The sequence below is a fragment of the Paenibacillus montaniterrae genome, from assembly GCF_018403185.1.
Lineage (GTDB): Bacteria > Bacillota > Bacilli > Paenibacillales > Paenibacillaceae > Pristimantibacillus > Pristimantibacillus montaniterrae.
The window spans coordinates 170194-185696 of the sequence record NZ_BOSE01000003.1 but is presented as its reverse complement, the minus strand read 5'-3'; the positions used below and the strand labels follow the sequence as shown (position 1 = coordinate 185696).

At 46.7% G+C, this 15503-nt stretch carries 14 protein-coding genes; 1 reads left to right on the top strand and 13 read right to left on the bottom strand.

Going from position 1 to position 15503, the window contains the following annotated elements:
• Positions 1-307: 307 nt before the first annotated feature.
• From groL to KJS52_RS09915, 7 genes are all read right to left on the bottom strand, one after another.
• The gene (gene groL / locus KJS52_RS09945) at positions 308-1936 is read right to left on the bottom strand and encodes a chaperonin GroEL (protein WP_213514612.1); all 1629 of its coding nucleotides are present in this window, start codon (positions 1934-1936) and stop codon (positions 308-310) included.
• 57 nt (positions 1937-1993) lie between these two features.
• Positions 1994-2275, bottom strand: a complete 282-nt coding sequence (gene groES / locus KJS52_RS09940) for a co-chaperone GroES (protein WP_213514611.1) — start codon at positions 2273-2275, stop codon at positions 1994-1996.
• A 130-nt stretch (positions 2276-2405) separates the two neighbouring features.
• On the bottom strand, positions 2406-3182 hold the full coding sequence (locus KJS52_RS09935) for an ABC transporter ATP-binding protein (RefSeq protein WP_213514610.1): 777 nt from the start codon (positions 3180-3182) through the stop codon (positions 2406-2408).
• The gene (locus KJS52_RS09930; RefSeq protein ID WP_213514609.1) at positions 3172-4152 is read right to left on the bottom strand and encodes a FecCD family ABC transporter permease; all 981 of its coding nucleotides are present in this window, start codon (positions 4150-4152) and stop codon (positions 3172-3174) included. The genes KJS52_RS09935 and KJS52_RS09930 overlap by 11 nt, the downstream gene beginning before the upstream one ends.
• 6 nt (positions 4153-4158) lie before the next feature.
• Positions 4159-5166 carry a heme ABC transporter substrate-binding protein IsdE gene (isdE, locus tag KJS52_RS09925; RefSeq protein ID WP_246563392.1) on the bottom strand — a complete coding sequence of 336 codons (1008 nt, stop codon included), beginning with the start codon at positions 5164-5166 and terminating at the stop codon, positions 4159-4161.
• A 105-nt stretch (positions 5167-5271) separates the two neighbouring features.
• Positions 5272-7011 carry an S-layer homology domain-containing protein gene (locus tag KJS52_RS09920; protein WP_213514608.1) on the bottom strand — a complete coding sequence of 580 codons (1740 nt, stop codon included), beginning with the start codon at positions 7009-7011 and terminating at the stop codon, positions 5272-5274.
• A 459-nt stretch (positions 7012-7470) separates the two neighbouring features.
• Entirely contained in the window at positions 7471-8670 is a 1200-nt protein-coding gene (locus KJS52_RS09915; RefSeq protein WP_213514607.1) for an NEAT domain-containing protein, read from the bottom strand.
• Between the two features lie 254 nt (positions 8671-8924).
• Between KJS52_RS09915 and KJS52_RS09910 the strand changes: the two genes are divergently transcribed.
• On the top strand, positions 8925-9875 hold the full coding sequence (locus KJS52_RS09910) for an ABC transporter substrate-binding protein (protein ID WP_213514606.1): 951 nt from the start codon (positions 8925-8927) through the stop codon (positions 9873-9875).
• A 79-nt stretch (positions 9876-9954) separates the two neighbouring features.
• Here KJS52_RS09910 and KJS52_RS09905 read toward each other — a convergent pair whose 3' ends face one another.
• From KJS52_RS09905 to KJS52_RS09880, 6 genes are all read right to left on the bottom strand, one after another.
• Entirely contained in the window at positions 9955-11091 is a 1137-nt protein-coding gene (locus tag KJS52_RS09905) for a zinc-dependent alcohol dehydrogenase (protein WP_213514605.1), read from the bottom strand.
• A gap of 183 nt (positions 11092-11274) precedes the next feature.
• Entirely contained in the window at positions 11275-12285 is a 1011-nt protein-coding gene (locus KJS52_RS09900; RefSeq protein WP_213514604.1) for an HAAS signaling domain-containing protein, read from the bottom strand.
• Positions 12286-12630: a PadR family transcriptional regulator gene (locus KJS52_RS09895; RefSeq protein WP_213514603.1), complete on the bottom strand. Its 345-nt coding sequence runs from the start codon at positions 12628-12630 to the stop codon at positions 12286-12288.
• A 171-nt stretch (positions 12631-12801) separates the two neighbouring features.
• Positions 12802-13623, bottom strand: a complete 822-nt coding sequence (tatC, locus tag KJS52_RS09890; RefSeq protein WP_246563390.1) for a twin-arginine translocase subunit TatC — start codon at positions 13621-13623, stop codon at positions 12802-12804.
• Positions 13624-13686: 63 nt separating this feature from the next.
• Positions 13687-13914 carry a twin-arginine translocase TatA/TatE family subunit gene (gene tatA, locus KJS52_RS09885; RefSeq protein ID WP_213514602.1) on the bottom strand — a complete coding sequence of 76 codons (228 nt, stop codon included), beginning with the start codon at positions 13912-13914 and terminating at the stop codon, positions 13687-13689.
• Between the two features lie 144 nt (positions 13915-14058).
• On the bottom strand, positions 14059-15051 hold the full coding sequence (locus KJS52_RS09880; protein ID WP_213515143.1) for a molybdopterin-binding protein: 993 nt from the start codon (positions 15049-15051) through the stop codon (positions 14059-14061).
• Between the last annotated feature and the right edge of the window lie 452 nt (positions 15052-15503).

Genomic DNA, 15503 nt, shown 5'->3' with positions numbered 1-15503 from the left:
ACCGTAGTTTATAAAACAATCGCGTCGCATTAATTTGGAGAAGTAATTATCTTTTCATTGTAGAAGCTTTCAGTAATAAAAAAACCTTACGAATTATAGATGATGGATATTTTTGATCCTCACAGTCAACGAGCTCGACAATGAGATTGTCTTTTTAGTACAAAATACTGGAGACAATTGGCAATTGTTTTACAAACAGAAGAAGAGACTAAAAAGAATTTAGAGTTTTAATTCAAAGTGAAATTTAAAAGCAAACGGGCTCCCGAAGGAGCCCGTAAACATTAATATAGCAAGGCTTGATGGCCTATTACATCATGCCGCCCATGCCCATGCCGCCCATGTCAGGGGCACCAGTAGCAGCTTTTGGCTCTGGTTTGTCAGCAACTACAGCTTCTGTAGTCAGGAACATAGCTGCAACAGATGCAGCGTTTTGTAGTGCAGAACGTGTTACTTTCGCAGGGTCAACGATACCCGCTTCGAACATGTTCACCCACTCGCCAGTAGCAGCGTTGTAGCCGATGCCAACTGACTCGTTTTTCAAGCGCTCAACGATAACTGAGCCTTCTTGGCCAGCGTTTGCAGCGATTGTGCGAACTGGCTCTTCAAGTGCGCGAAGTACGATGTTTACACCCGTTTTTTCGTCGCCTTCAGCTTCTACAGCTGCTACAGCTTTGTATACGTTCACTAGCGCTGTACCACCGCCGGATACGATACCTTCTTCAACAGCAGCACGAGTAGAGTTCAATGCATCCTCGATGCGAAGCTTGCGCTCTTTCAACTCAGTTTCAGTAGCAGCGCCGACTTTGATTACAGCTACGCCGCCAGAAAGCTTAGCAAGACGCTCTTGCAGTTTTTCTTTGTCGAACTCGGAAGTTGTTTCTTCCAATTGCGTTCTAATTTGATTAACGCGTGCTTGGATATCATCGCTGTTGCCAGCACCGTCAACGATAATTGTGTTTTCTTTTGTAATGCGTACTTGACGAGCAGAACCTAGAGATGTAACATCTGTAGATTTCAATTCAAGACCAAGCTCTTCAGTGATCACTTGAGCACCAGTTAGAGCCGCGATATCTTGAAGCATAGCTTTGCGGCGGTCGCCGAAGCCAGGAGCTTTAACCGCTACGCAAGTGAATGTACCACGAAGCTTGTTAACAACTAGAGTAGCTTGAGCTTCGCCTTCAACATCCTCAGCGATGATTAGAAGCTGCTTGCCGGATTGAACAACCTTCTCAAGCACTGGAAGGATTTCTTGTATGTTTGTAATTTTCTTGTCTGTGATCAAAATGTACGGATTGTCAAGCACCGCTTCCATTTTGTCTGTATCTGTTACCATGTATGGAGAGATGTAACCGCGATCGAATTGCATACCTTCTACAACTTCAAGCTCAGTTACGAAGCCTTTAGATTCTTCAACTGTAATTACGCCGTCGTTGCCAACCTTCTCCATAGCTTCAGCGATTAGTTTACCAACTTCCTCATCAGCAGAAGAGATAGCACCAACTTGTGCGATATCTTGAGAAGATTCAACCTTTTTAGAAATGTTGCTTAGCTCAGCAACTGCAGCTTTAACTGCTTTGTCAATCCCTTTGCGGATTACCATCGGGTTAGCGCCAGCAGTTACGTTTTTCAAGCCTTCGCGAATCATCGCTTGAGCTAGAACAGTCGCAGTCGTTGTACCGTCACCAGCGATATCGTTTGTTTTGGTTGCAACTTCTTTAACAAGCTGAGCACCCATATTTTCAAATGCGTCCTCTAGCTCGATTTCTTTAGCAATGGATACGCCGTCGTTCGTAATTAGCGGGCTGCCGAACTTTTTCTCAAGTACCACGTTGCGTCCTTTTGGTCCAAGTGTCACTTTAACAGCATCAGCAAGTGCATCAACACCACGCAGCATTGCGCGACGAGCATCTTCACTAAATTTAATCTCTTTTGCCATTATAATATCCCTCCAAATAATTTGTTTGGTTATGTGTCGTCTATATTGAGGTCGATCTTATTCGAAGATCGCGTGAATGTCGCTTTCTTTCATGATCAAATATTCTTTGCCGTCATATTTGATCTCTGTACCAGCATACTTAGAGAACAGAACGCGGTCGCCTGGTTTCACTTCCAAAGCAACACGAGCGCCGTCTTTGAATACTCCGCTACCTACAGCTACAACCTTACCTTCTTGTGGTTTTTCTTTTGCCGTATCTGGCAATACGATTCCACTAGCTGTTGTCACTTCTTGTGCGATTGGTTCGACCAATACACGTTCACCTAAAGGTTTAATCATTGATAAAAGCCTCCTTATATGAATGGTTCTCTTTATACAATTTTGTTAGCACTCAATAGCGTCTAGTGCTAACAACTCATATTTTACCTATTTTACAGGTCGATTTCAAGTATTTGTTGAAAAAAAATGCCTACGCGTTTGTCGCGATAGGCACAATATACATCCCGGCTTGTTCATCTTTGCGGATTACGGCCTGTACATCATAAACCGTCTTCATCAGCTCACTGGTCATCACCGTTTCTGGAGCACCCTCCGCAATGATTTGTCCATCCTTGACCACTTTAAGCTCGTCGCTGTAGCGAACCGCCTGATTGACATCATGCAGCACCATAACAATGGTTAAGCCGTGCTGCTCATTGAGTTCCTTCACCAAATCAAGCAGCTCAATCTGATAGTAAATATCGAGGAACGTTGTCGGCTCATCGAGAAACAGCACCGTTGTCTTTTGCGCAAGCGCCATCGCAATCCAGGCGCGCTGCTTTTGCCCGCCAGACAGCTCATTCAGCCTGCGATCGCGGTACTCGACCAGCTTGGTGCACGCTAGCGCCCATTCAATCGCCTCACGGTCCTCGTCCCTTTCCTGTGAAAACATATGACGATACGGCAAGCGACCATAGGACACGAGCCGCTCTACAGTCAAATCATAGGGAGCTTCATTTTGCTGATGCACGACAGCAAGCAGGCGCGCCAGCTCCTTCGTTTTGATCGTTTGCAGTTCTCGTCCATCAATTAAAATTTGCCCGGAGTTGGGAGCGAAGTTGCGTGCCATCAAGCCGAGCAGCGTCGATTTGCCGCTGCCGTTCGGACCGATTATCGTCGTAATTTTCCCTTCAGCAAACTGCGTCGACATCCCTTTAATAATTGGCGGGCTGTTTTTATATTGAAAGCTCAGCTCTTTAATTTGCATATAGTCGCTCCCCCCTTAACAGCATGAAGATCAGGAATGGTCCGCCAATAATCATCATAATGACCGACGCTGGTATTTCGATTGGCGCAATAATCGTTCTGCCTACCGTATCAGCTAGCAAAATAAGCAGGCTGCCAAGCAAGGCTGAAAACGGAATAAGCAGCCAATGATTCGTTCCAACCAGCTGACGCGCAATATGCGGTACAAGCAAGCCGACAAAGGCGATCAAGCCGCCGATCGCTGTAGCTACAGAAGCAAGCAGCACCGCGACAAAGGAAATGACCAGCCGCGCTCGCAGCACATTTAAGCCGAGATTGCCCGCCGTACGATCCTGCAGCGCTAGCAAATTGCACCAGGTGCCAAGGAAGAGCGCCGCAACCAAGCCAATCAAGCCATAGGTCATCATAATATCGACGTCATTCCACGTTTTCATCGTAAAGATTGAGCTAACCGCTTGATTGACCTGCGTTACGGCATAGCTGCCGCGATAGTTGAACAGCTGGTTCAAACCGGAAAACATCGCATTGATCGCAACGCCAACCAATATTAAATGCAGCGGTCGCAGTCCCTGCTTCCATGTAAAGGCATAGACGAGGAAGCAGGCAAACAAGCCGCCGAGTACAGAAAATAACGGCATCCAAAAAATGAGCACCGGCCAAACAGTAGCGACAAATACACTGACAAAGCCAGCTCCTGCCGAAATGCCGATAACCCCTGCATCGGCAAGCGGATTGCGCATAACCGCCTGCAGCAGCACACCGGACACCGCCAAAGCGGCTCCTGAAAGCATTGCTACAATAATGCGCGGCAAGCGCATATCGCGAATCACCTCTACATTATCGTTGCCGCCAAACAGCAGGCCGGATACGAGCTCGCCAAATCCAACCTTTATGCTTCCAGTAGCGATGGAATAGAGCGCCAGCACGACCAGCAGCACTGCAACGACAAGAAAGCAAATCAGTTTTTTCATATCACCTTATCCTTTCCGATCGGGGTACAGCATATCTGCCAGTATGTCCAGCGCCTCATCTGCTGCCAAATTGCCCGTCGTTCCGAAAAAGTCCTCGGGAAGATCATATACGCGGTCGTTTTTTACCGCATTAAAATGCTTCCAAATGTCATTGGTTTTGAACTCCTGATCGAACATCTCAATGACTTCGTCAGGCATGCCATGCGCTGCCCGCAAAATGATATCCGGATTGCCTTGATGCAAATACTCCGTATTGGATGATACAAATTCAACGTCAGAATCGGTTACGATATTCGTTCCGCCGAGTTGCTTCACGAGATCTCCGATATAGGAATGCTCCGTTGCGACAAGATAGCTGCCTGGAATCCCCATCAAAATCAGTACGGATGGCGGCTGCTGGTCCGCAACCTCCTGCTTGATTTGTGCGATCTTTTCATCGTAGCTGGCGATGAGCGCCTCAGCCTGAGCCTGACGGTCAAACATTTCACCCAACTTCTTGATCTCGCCCTTCATCGCGTCCAGGCTTGTAAAGTCGAGAAAGCTGGCCTCGATCGCGACGTTGCTGAACAGCTTTTCAAGATCATATTGCAGCGTCGTAACGGAAAAGACATGCGTTGGCTTCAAGCTTTTGACCAGCTCCATGTCAGGACTCATCGGATTGCCTACTTCTACCGCTGAGCTGTAGCGCTCGGGCAGTGTTTTCGCAGTAGATGGAACGCCAACAACATCAAGCCCAAGCTCATGCAGCACCTCGGTAATTGCCACTGTTGTCGATACAATGCGATGCTGCTGCTCCTCGCCCGTCTGCCCGCTATCGGACTGCCCATTGCCGGACTGATTACTGCCATTACTGCCATTACTGCCATTGCTGCCATCAGAAGCAGCAGGCGCAGTGTTGCTGCTGGTGGGGCTGCCGTTATTGGCGGCTCCTTGATTGCTTGAGCTGCCGCAGCCTGACAGCAGCAGGCCAATTAGGATTAAACTGATCGCAGCGTACATGCTACGTCTGACCATTGATCATTTCCTCCTAGAAATGCGTACGAGGACGCTCAGCAATTGAGGTCCTCTACGCAGCTTAATATTTTATTGCTTCATAGCATGAAGCATTCACACACATTCTTATTGCTGAGTCAAGCTTGCAGGCGCTAATGCACGCAAAATGATCGTTACCGCTTGTGCACGGGAAGCCTGCTGGTCAGCAGCAAATTTGTTGCCGTTCAAGCCTTGAATCAAGCCATGCTTCACTGCAGTCGCTACATGCTGCTGCGCAAAGCCAGGAATGCTGTCCGCATCCTCGAAGCTTAATGCTTCAGCTTCTTCAAGCTCAAGATCAAGTGCTTTAACAATCATTACTGCCATTTCAGCACGCGTAATCGCGCCATCTGCGCGGAAGCTGCCATCCTGATAGCCAGTTGTAATGCCTGCTTGCACAGCTGCTTTTACATAGGACTGTGCCCATTGCGGAATGTCAGCAGCATCGGTAAAGCTAAGCTCGGAGCTTGACGCTGGCAGCTCAAGTCCTTCTACCAGCAGCTTCGTAAACTCGGCACGTGTAATAGATTGGTCTGGCTTGAAGCTGCCGTCTGGATAACCGCCAGCAACACCTGTAGCTACGGCATTCGTAATTGCCTCTTTCGCCCAATGAGTCGTTACATCAGTAAAGCTTACTTCCTTCACTGTTTGTGCGATAAGCGCCTCAGTTGCAAGCTGCAGCTCAGCATTGGACAGCAGATAGCTGTTGCTTTCCTGCGCAGCTTTGATTGCAGTCTGCAATGCTTCAGAAGGCTCAGCTACTGCTTCAGCTGCAGCGATCGCTTTAACCAGCTTCGCTTTGCTTGCTTCAACATCCTCGCCAATAACAAGCTTAATGTTATGAGATTGCGGCTCTTCAAACACATCCGGTACGAAATAAGAAGCAGAAGCTTCAATCACTGCATTTGCATCAGTTAATGCATAATCAAAGGTAAAGTAAGTAACCTGCTGTGGACCTGTGCGACCATTTACAGTCGTTTCATATTCAGCAACCTTCGTGCCTTCCTTGCCTTCAACAAGCACCTTTACATCATAGCTTTGCTGAACGTCAACACGGAAATATGTTACGCCATCCTTAACATAGGTTTTAGGATTAGCCAAATAAGTGCCCATAACGGAAAGCTTGCTGGCATCAGCATCATTGACATAATGAACTGGCACAGCTACAGGTTCAGCCTGCAATACTGCTTTAAAATCCTTTAGCGCCTTTTCCAGCTCATCCTTTTTCGTTAAATAGCTGTTTGCTTTTTCAGCTGCGGCAAGCGCCTCTTTTAATGACTCAGATGGCTCAGCAATTAGCTTGGCCTCGGCAATTGCAGCTGCCAGCTCTTTAATGGATGCGTCAATATCGTTATTAATCGAAATATAAATGCCATGCTTTTGCGGCTCTGTAAAGTACTCCGGTACAAAATAAGAAGCCTCCGCTTCAATCACCTTCGTAGCATCAGTCAACGCATAATCAAGCGTAAAATATGTAACCTTCTGCTCGCCATTGCGGCCATTTACAGTTGCTTCGTATTCCGCAACCTTCGTACCTTCCTTGCCTTCTACTGTAATCTTCACATCATAAACCTGCTGCACATCGATACGTAAATAGCTTACGCCATCCTTTACATAAACAGATGGATTGGCGATGTACGCAACCATAGAAGATAGCGAAGCTGGCTTGGATGAATTAATAAAGTGCACAATCGTTTTTTCAGTTTGCTGCTCAGTTGCTGCCGCTGTCGGTGCCGCTGTTTCAGCAAGAGCAATAGTCGGAACCGCCCCCACCAGCAATGCCGCAACCGCCAAGCTTGTAACTGTTTTAACAAATCTTCTGTTCATAAATATTCCTCCGTTTTTTATAATTTTCATTCGCCGTCGAATCCACTACAACGCAATCACATCGTCATCAAAGTTGAGTTTTGAACCTACCTCTTTCCAAATAAAGGGTTCAAAACTCGGCTTTCAGGACCAAGAAGCTTGGACGCTAGTAGAAAACGAGGAGCGCAGCGTAGAGCAGAGCTACGTGAGCACCGCAGTTTTCGCTAGCGTTCAAGATTCGCCGTCGACTATGCTACGAAGCAACGTATCGTCATCAAAGTTGAGTTTTGAACCTACCTCTTTCCAATGAAGGGTTCAAAACTCGGCTTTCAGGACCAAGAAGCTTGGACGCTAGTAGAAAACGAGGAGCGCAGCGTAGGCCAAAAGCTACGTGAGCACCGCAGTTTTCGCTAGCGTTCAAGATTCGCCGCCGACTATGCTACGAAGCAACGCATCGTCATCAAAGTCGAGTTTTTGAAGTTACCTCTTCCGAGGGTTGCTTCTTACAATCCAGATTATAGAACCCACTACAAACAAAACAGCTATCACAATAATGATGACTAGTGCGTTTGAGCCGCCCTTTTGCTGCTCCTGATCATTAATCGCACCATCACTCGTCTGCTCTGTTGCAGTTTCACCTGCGCCAGCAGCCGTTGTCAGCTCGCCGTCCAAGCTTTCGCTAATCGGCTCAGCCTCTTCACGGTTGGCTGGCTCTGCATCATTGGATGTCTGCTCTCCACTAACCTCATCTGTAACCGCTTGCGCATTTCCTGCATCGCTTGCAGTATCAGCACTTCCGTCAGTATTAGCTGCTGGAGTATTAGCAGCTGCAGAACTGTCTGCACCCGTGCTGCCTGACATACCACCACCGCTAGAGCTCGTGCTGCCGCTTGCCGTACCTTCGCTGCTAGTCACATCCGATTTATTGCCTGTTCCATCACTTTTTTGTGAGGATGCAGACTTTTGATCGGTATTCGCAGTGGCTTCAGGTTTAGCAGTTGAAGCTGCACCCGTTTCCTTTGAAGGCTTGGAAGTAGACGCTTCCGTTGATTTCTGCTCGCTGGATGCAGTTGCTTCTGGCGCTGTTGTTGGCTGTGCAGCGCTCTCTGCAGCCTTTACCAGCTTTAATGTATCTGGATAAAAGCGAAAGCGAGTTTCATAGGAATGATAGTAGTTTTGACTTGGAATATCGACAGTCATCGAAGTGACAAGATCCTCCTCCAACGAGCTGACCTTAAATTCTACCAATCTGCTATCATTATCGTTGTCTCTGGAAACAACCTTCGCATCGGTGAAGCTGCTGCCCTGCTTCGTCTGAAACTCAACAACCCACGCGTCCTTGTTAATTACAGTGCGCACCTTGATTTCACCGTTCTTGACAATTACTGTTGCTGGCTTGTTCCAATAGCCATCAGCAAGCGAAGTCGAGTCATCCTTTGGATCACCCTTTAAAATCTCGTAATTGATCGTATATTCTCCATCCTTCAGCTCACTGGCAGCGGACAACTGCATGGAGCTAAGCACGGTCAATCCAACAGCAATAAGAAATGCTACGAAAAACCGACTAAGTTGACCTGCTGTAATCTTCATAAGCACCTCCATATCCGTAAGCTCATTGATTATCATTCTCATTTTAAGCATAAAAAAATAAATGCTCTTGCGAACATTTAGTCGTGCCATGAGAATAATAATCATTACTTAATAAGAATACATGATAAGAAAAGAAACCGTCAACTTATTTTAAACACGAATTCACATCTGTCTGCTACTTTTTGGCTATATGGTGAACGATGGTGCTCACTTTAATTTATCATCGGCTGGCTCTTTTCAAGTTGCGGCAAATATGTCACAATATGAAATATGTGATAGTAAGAATCATTATCATTGAATGAAACGAACTATATCTCAACTTTATCGCTTATTAGGAGACGAATATGGATACATGGAAAAAATTTAGCTTCATGATGCTTCTATTATGTATGCTCGTTTTAACCGCCTGCAATGCTGCCGGCAATACTGAGGTTACTAACAGCTCTACCCCAGCTGGCGAACAGCTTGCAATTACGGATTTTAACGATCGTACCGTTCTCTTGGATGGAGTACCAGAGCGAATCGCGGCATTGAGCATTGGGGAAACGAATATTATTTATTCGCTTGGCGGAACGTTAGTAGGCCGGCCCGCTACCGAGGTGCCGCTTCAATGGGAAGCAGCCTACGAGGCAAAGGAAATCGGAACAACGCATGATGTCGATCTTGAAAAAGTTGCGCTTGTGAAGCCGCAGGTTGTGCTTGCTCACAATATTATGAACGAAAAGGATGTTTCAAAGCTGGAGAATATCGGCGCCAAGGTCGTGCTTACGAGCGGCAACTCAGTTGCGGATATTAAGCGGCAAATTACGATTTTCGGAGACTTGCTGCAGCAGCAGACGAAAGCAAACGAACTGGTCTCTAATATCGAGCAAAAAATAAGCGAGCTTTCAGCAGAAAGCGGCGAGCCCGTGCCGGCTTTGCTCGTTTATGGCGCACCGGGAACGTTTATGGCTGCACTGCCGAGCTCGTTGGCAGGAGATATTTTAACGATAGCTGGAGGAGCAAACATCGCGGCCAATTATCCTCAGCTTGCCAACTATCCGCAATACGCAGCTCTGGATATGGAGCGTATTGTCGAGTCCAATCCCGAGGCTATCTTTATTATGACACATGCCGATCCAGAAGATGTGCGTGATCAGTTTATCGCCGAGATGGAAGCAAGCAGCGCCTGGAGCAGTATTGCAGCTGTAAAAGATGGCCGGATTGAGGTGCTCCCTGCTGAGCTGTTCGGTTCAAACCCTGGAACGCGCATTACAGAATCGCTCGATTATATGTACGATGCACTTCATCCTTAAGCAATAGCCATGCATCCTAAGCTGATGCTAACAGAGAGCTGGTTCAATCGCAGCTGATTCAACCAGCTCCTTACGCTGCTTATGGCTTAAGAATCACTTTGATGCAGTTATCCTTTTTCTCATCAAATATACTGTAGGCATGCTGGGCATCCTGCAACGGCAAGCGATGCGTAATAATGTCTGTAGGGTCCAGCGTGCCGTCCTTAATCATCCGATACAATTCAGGCATGTAATGAATGACGGGAGCCTGTCCCATTTTAACGGTAATATTTCTGGCGAACAAATCGCCAAGCGGAAATGCATTGTAGCGTGTGCCATATACACCAACCAGTTGAATCGTTCCGCCTTTTCTTACTGCTTGTGTTGCAATTTGAATCGCTCCCATCGATCCACCCTGCAGCTTTAAGGCGGTTTCAACCATTTCCACAACGGTTTTTTTGCCATCCATTCCTACACAATCGATTACAACATCAGCTCCGCCCTTCGTAATTTCCTTAATATAGCTGCCGATATTTTCTTCCTTTTCAAAGTCATACGTTTCTACAGCATTTTTCTGCTTCGCATGCTCCAAACGATAGCTGATGTAATCTACTGCAATTACACGCTTTGCTCCCTTTAGCCAGGCAATTTTTTGCGCAAGCAAGCCAACAGGCCCGCAGCCCAGCACCACCACCGTATCGCCTTCCTTTACCCCTGCATTATCGACACCCCAATATGCTGTCGGCAAAATATCGGAAAGAAACAACAGCTGCTCATCCTCCATCTCACAATCCTCAGGCACTTTAAATGAGCTGAAATTGGCAAATGGTACTCGAAGCAGCTCCGCCTGCGCTCCAGCGTATCCGCCAAATGATGGAGAATAGCCAAGATATCCACCTGCTTCGCCTTCCGGATTAGATTGATCGCATTGACTTTCGAGATTATGCTGGCAATAATAGCACTGTCCGCAAGCCATCGTAAACGGTATTACGACGCGGTCGCCCTTTTTCAGCTTGGATACGTCGCGGCCAACTTCCTCGACAATTCCGATTGGCTCATGACCGATCACATAATTTTTCGGCAAATTAGGAATCATTCCATGTACAAGATGTAAATCCGAGCCGCAAATCGCTGTACTCGTAATGCGAACGATCATATCGTCCGGCTTTTCAAGCTTCGGGTCTTCTACTTCCTTCACTTTAATATCTTTAACGCCTTGGTAAGTAACTGCCTTCATACAATCGCTCCTTTTGTTTTCTCTGAGCTATTATGCGTTAAGCGCTTGATTTCTATGAGAAAACAGTCCGTAAACTCTGCTCAACGATGCGCTATCCAGTACATTTACCGCTACTCTATCTGCAAACAAACAGCAGCCGATTTGTTCAACAAATCGGCTGCTGCTTGTGTTCTTGCCTGATCGTTAAGCTGCTTTTTTCCTTGTTTTAAAGAACGCATCAAGCGCATCCCACACTGTAATGACAATTACAGCTAGCACAAACACGTGTACAACCTGATCCCATTGCCACAACATCGTTTGATAAGATATATCAAAGAGCTGAGCTGCACCGTTGAAAAAGCTGTTATTTATTAAAGCCGTATCATAAATCATAACAATAAGCAATATTCCAAGCAGTACACTTACCGCAATATGGGCAGTCAGCAAGCTATAATTCCAATATTGAACAATATACTTCCATACGAAAAGTGCTATTTGTACAAAGGCCAATATTAAGATAAATGGCATATACAGCTGCAACCGCTCTGTTTCAAGCAGCGAATATAAATTAGGGTCGCCATCTCTGCTTATAAAAATGCCGACTAGCTGCGGCTGAAAATATAACACGGAAGTAAATAGCATGGTAACAATAATCGAGATCACCGAACCAGAGCGCGGAATCCTTCTCGCTTGAACTGGAATCGCAGGGAGGTCTCGTACAGACCACGCATCCTTTGCGTCAGACAATCCCTGCATATTTTCCGTTTTACCAAATAAGCCCCGTTCAATTGAAGCAAATATGACCGTTACCCATAATGCAGCCTGCAGGCCTACCTGTACTACAGCACCAAACAACTCTACTGTTAAATCAACGTAGTTGTTCAGATCATCCCCCGCCTCCAGAGGCGTGAAGAACCAGCCAATTATTGAAATCGTTGCAACGACCGCTACCACAATTCCGACGACAAGCTTTAATACCGTAAAATATTTGCTGTATAAGGCAGGACCGATTAGATAACGCTGTCTCGGCTGATATTCCTCGGCAATCTGCCACGGATTGCCGAGCTGCTCCAATACCCGCTTGACATCCTCCTCCGTGTAGTCCTCTGGCAGCATATCTTCAATATTTGCTCGCAGCTCCTTGCCAACATCCTCTTTCTGATCCTTTGGCAGCTGCTCTGTAACAGCGTAAATATAACGCTCGATAAGCTCCATTTACTGCTCCTCCTCCAATAAAATTTGCGCCAATTGCGAAGAAAGCGTCTGCCATTCTGTTTTAAGCTCGTTGTATACCTGCTTTCCTTGCTCACTGAGCACATAAAATTTTCGCGGCCGACTATCCGTTGTATCCCATTCACTTTTTAATAGCTGTTGCTTTTCCAATCTTCTCAGCAGCGGATATAGCGTTCCCGCTTCAATCGGAGCATGTTTATCCTCCAGCTTCTGAATAAGCGAGTATCCATATTCGGGCTGGTGAAGCTGACTTAGCACTAGCAGCACTAAAGTGCCCCGCTTGAGCTCCACCGTTAATGTATGAATCAACTCCTCGGTAGAATCCATTTCATCATCTCCTTAATCCAAATATACTGTACGTCATACACTATTGTCAAATTTAAAATAATAAAATTATCATATTAATAATCTGCACTCGCCCCATGCAGCAGCAGGGCACAAAAAAATGCCCCGCTCGCACGGGACATTTACATCTTTATTTATTAAGTTGAAGCTTGTTTATTGTTGCTCTGCTGCCTTATATTGTTCTTCCCATTCTGCATCCTTCATCAGCTGCTTTTTATAGATCGTGTTGGACATCCACACACTAATTTCATACAGCACAATTAACGGGATAATCACCAATATATCCGATATAAAATCAGGCGGAGTAATGCAAACACCGATGACGGACATAATGAAATAAGCGAGTCGACGCATTTTTTTCAAGCGAATCGGATTCACGATGCGGATTGCCGTCAAAAACATGATGAGCAGCGGCATCTCAAACAGCACCGTAATTGGCAAGATAATGCCAAACATAAATTGAAAATATTGCACGACGCCAAACGTTTCCTGCAAGCCGAGATTTTGCGATACCGAGCGCGTAAAATCGAAAGCGAGCGGAAACACAACAAAATATGCAAAGCTTAAGCCAAGCAGCGCCAGGATAAGTGCAAACGGCACATATTTAAGCGTTGAACGCTGTTCATGCGGATGCAGCGCCGGCTTAACAAACAGCCAAAGCTGGTAAACGATGAACGGAATCGTCACAATCAAAGCACTTACAAATGCAATTTGCATATAAATGCCGATGCCATCCCAAAACGAAAACGTATGTAATTCAAGCGTGCCATTTGCCGGTCGTTGATGAAGTAAAAACTGAAACGTTGGCTTGGCTATGACCAGCCCGCCTACTAAAGCAATGAAGAGCACGATCAAGACGTAGATAAGACGTCGGCGCAGCTCAGTCAAATGCTCAACAAGCGACATAAGCCCTTGCTCGGAAACGAGCTTGCTTGTTGCAGAGCCTAGCCGCTTCGCATGACTTTCCATGCTCATGGTTCAGGACACCCCTCTATTCGTAGCTGTTGCCTCATAGGTACAAGAAAAAAGCGGACCAGTCTAGTCTGGTAACCGCTTATTTGCTCGCTCTAATGGTTCAGCTTGTACTTCAATTGGAGCAGCCTCTTCCTTCTTCTTATCGTTGGTGTCCATAATTTCGTTAGCTCCGGCTTTAAATTCCTTAAGCGTGCGGCCTACAGCCCGACCAAGCTCAGGAAGCTTGTTAGGTCCAAAAAGCAGCAGTGCAATAAGCACAAGCAGAATGACACCGCCTACACCAATATTCATATGACTTCCTCCTAACACTTTAGTTTTGAGAACCTTCGCTCTATGTAGTCGTCAAAGCTACATCGGAAGCTTCGAATTTATTTTCATAACCAGCTGGCTGCAAGCAACAAGCTGGCGGGGAAAGCATTTACACATGGCCTCGCATTAAAGCAAACCGCCGTAGCCTAAAGCGACAATGTCTTCCTTGTCAATGCGCTCTCCAAGCAGCAGCCTAGGCAGCAGCACATCAAATGAAGTATAAGGATCATGCATAACACAGCCTGGCAGCCCGACAATCGGGGTATGCCCGATATAGCCTGCCAGCAGCATAGAGCCGGGAAGCATCGGTGTTCCGTAGCTGACTATATCCGCACCAGCCGCAGCAATTGCGCCAGGGGTGCGATCATCAGGATCTACCGACATACCGCCCGTAACCAAAATCATATCGTAGCCTTCGGCAACGAGGCCTTTAATTTCCTTTACGATAAGCTCTCGATCATCAGGGACAAAGCGCTGCTCCGCTACAACCGAGCCCAGTGCCTCCAGCTTTGCCTTCACAGCGGGTCCAAATTTATCCTTAATTCTGCCATTATACACTTCACTGCCAGTAGTAAGCAAGCCTATACGGCGAACTGGCAACGGACTTACAGAAATTGGCGCACAGCCATAAGTTCTCTTATACTGTTGAGCGATCTGCTCAACGAGCTCCACCTTCTGCTTCGAAACAACAAGCGGAATAACTCTGGTCGCTGCCAGCTTTCCACCAACCGCAACCGCTTTATTGTGATGAATAGTAGCAAGCGCAATTTCACCAAGCCGATTCACTTGATCGACCACATCTTTAGCGATTTTAGCAACGCCCAGCACAGGTGATTGAATACTCACCTTTCCTTCATGCGGCTCGCTCATCAGCAAGCTCTCGTCAATCAACGCTTCAGCCATACGGCGCGCGGCATCATCCTCATGCAAATCCTGTTCACCCAGCTCCAGCGTATAAATATGCTCCTTGCCAATATCAAGCAGCTTCGGAATATCTGACTCGGTAATGAGATGACCTTTTTTGAACAAGCGTCCTTTAAATTGGCCCGGAATAATTTGCGTCAAATCATGCGCCAGACGCATGCCCACAGCCTGCTGCACCGGCACCTCTTTAAGCATAGTTCGCCCGGCACGCTCGCCACCTAATCGTGTCTCATTATGATCGTCTTGATGTATATCCATAGCTGAAATCTCCTTTAAGATTAATCAGTGCTCCAGAGCAAAGCATCCTCCGCTGGGGCTGCTCAACGCTCTCAAGCTTCGAAGCCCAGCATCGTCATCAAAGTCGAGCTTTTAAACTTCAACTTTTAATGATGGTTTAAAAAGCTCGGCTTTCAGGACCAAGAAGCTTGGACGCTAGTAGAAAACGAGGAGCGCAGCGTAGAGCAGAGCTACGTGAGCACCGCAGTTTTCGCTAGCGTTCAAGATTCGCCGTCGACTATGCTACAACGCACGACTTCGTCATCAAAGTCGGGCTTTTTAAACTACCCTTCCAATGGAGGTTTAAAAAGTTCGGAGTTCAGTACCGAGAAGATGGCTGGATACTAGAAAGCGAGGAGCGCAGCGTAGGC

Coding starts and splice junctions, on each gene's coding strand:
- groL (WP_213514612.1), bottom strand. CDS start 1,936: ATGGCAAAAGAGATTAAATTTAGTGAAGATGCTCGTCGCGCAATGCTG.
- groES (WP_213514611.1), bottom strand. CDS start 2,275: ATGATTAAACCTTTAGGTGAACGTGTATTGGTCGAACCAATCGCACAA.
- KJS52_RS09935 (WP_213514610.1), bottom strand. CDS start 3,182: ATGCAAATTAAAGAGCTGAGCTTTCAATATAAAAACAGCCCGCCAATT.
- KJS52_RS09930 (WP_213514609.1), bottom strand. CDS start 4,152: ATGAAAAAACTGATTTGCTTTCTTGTCGTTGCAGTGCTGCTGGTCGTG.
- isdE (WP_246563392.1), bottom strand. CDS start 5,166: ATGGTCAGACGTAGCATGTACGCTGCGATCAGTTTAATCCTAATTGGC.
- KJS52_RS09920 (WP_213514608.1), bottom strand. CDS start 7,011: ATGAACAGAAGATTTGTTAAAACAGTTACAAGCTTGGCGGTTGCGGCA.
- KJS52_RS09915 (WP_213514607.1), bottom strand. CDS start 8,670: ATGGCACGACTAAATGTTCGCAAGAGCATTTATTTTTTTATGCTTAAA.
- KJS52_RS09910 (WP_213514606.1), top strand. CDS start 8,925: ATGGATACATGGAAAAAATTTAGCTTCATGATGCTTCTATTATGTATG.
- KJS52_RS09905 (WP_213514605.1), bottom strand. CDS start 11,091: ATGAAGGCAGTTACTTACCAAGGCGTTAAAGATATTAAAGTGAAGGAA.
- KJS52_RS09900 (WP_213514604.1), bottom strand. CDS start 12,285: ATGGAGCTTATCGAGCGTTATATTTACGCTGTTACAGAGCAGCTGCCA.
- KJS52_RS09895 (WP_213514603.1), bottom strand. CDS start 12,630: ATGGATTCTACCGAGGAGTTGATTCATACATTAACGGTGGAGCTCAAG.
- tatC (WP_246563390.1), bottom strand. CDS start 13,623: ATGAGCATGGAAAGTCATGCGAAGCGGCTAGGCTCTGCAACAAGCAAG.
- tatA (WP_213514602.1), bottom strand. CDS start 13,914: ATGAATATTGGTGTAGGCGGTGTCATTCTGCTTGTGCTTATTGCACTG.
- KJS52_RS09880 (WP_213515143.1), bottom strand. CDS start 15,051: ATGCTTAAAGAGGTGCCGGTGCAGCAGGCTGTGGGCATGCGTCTGGCG.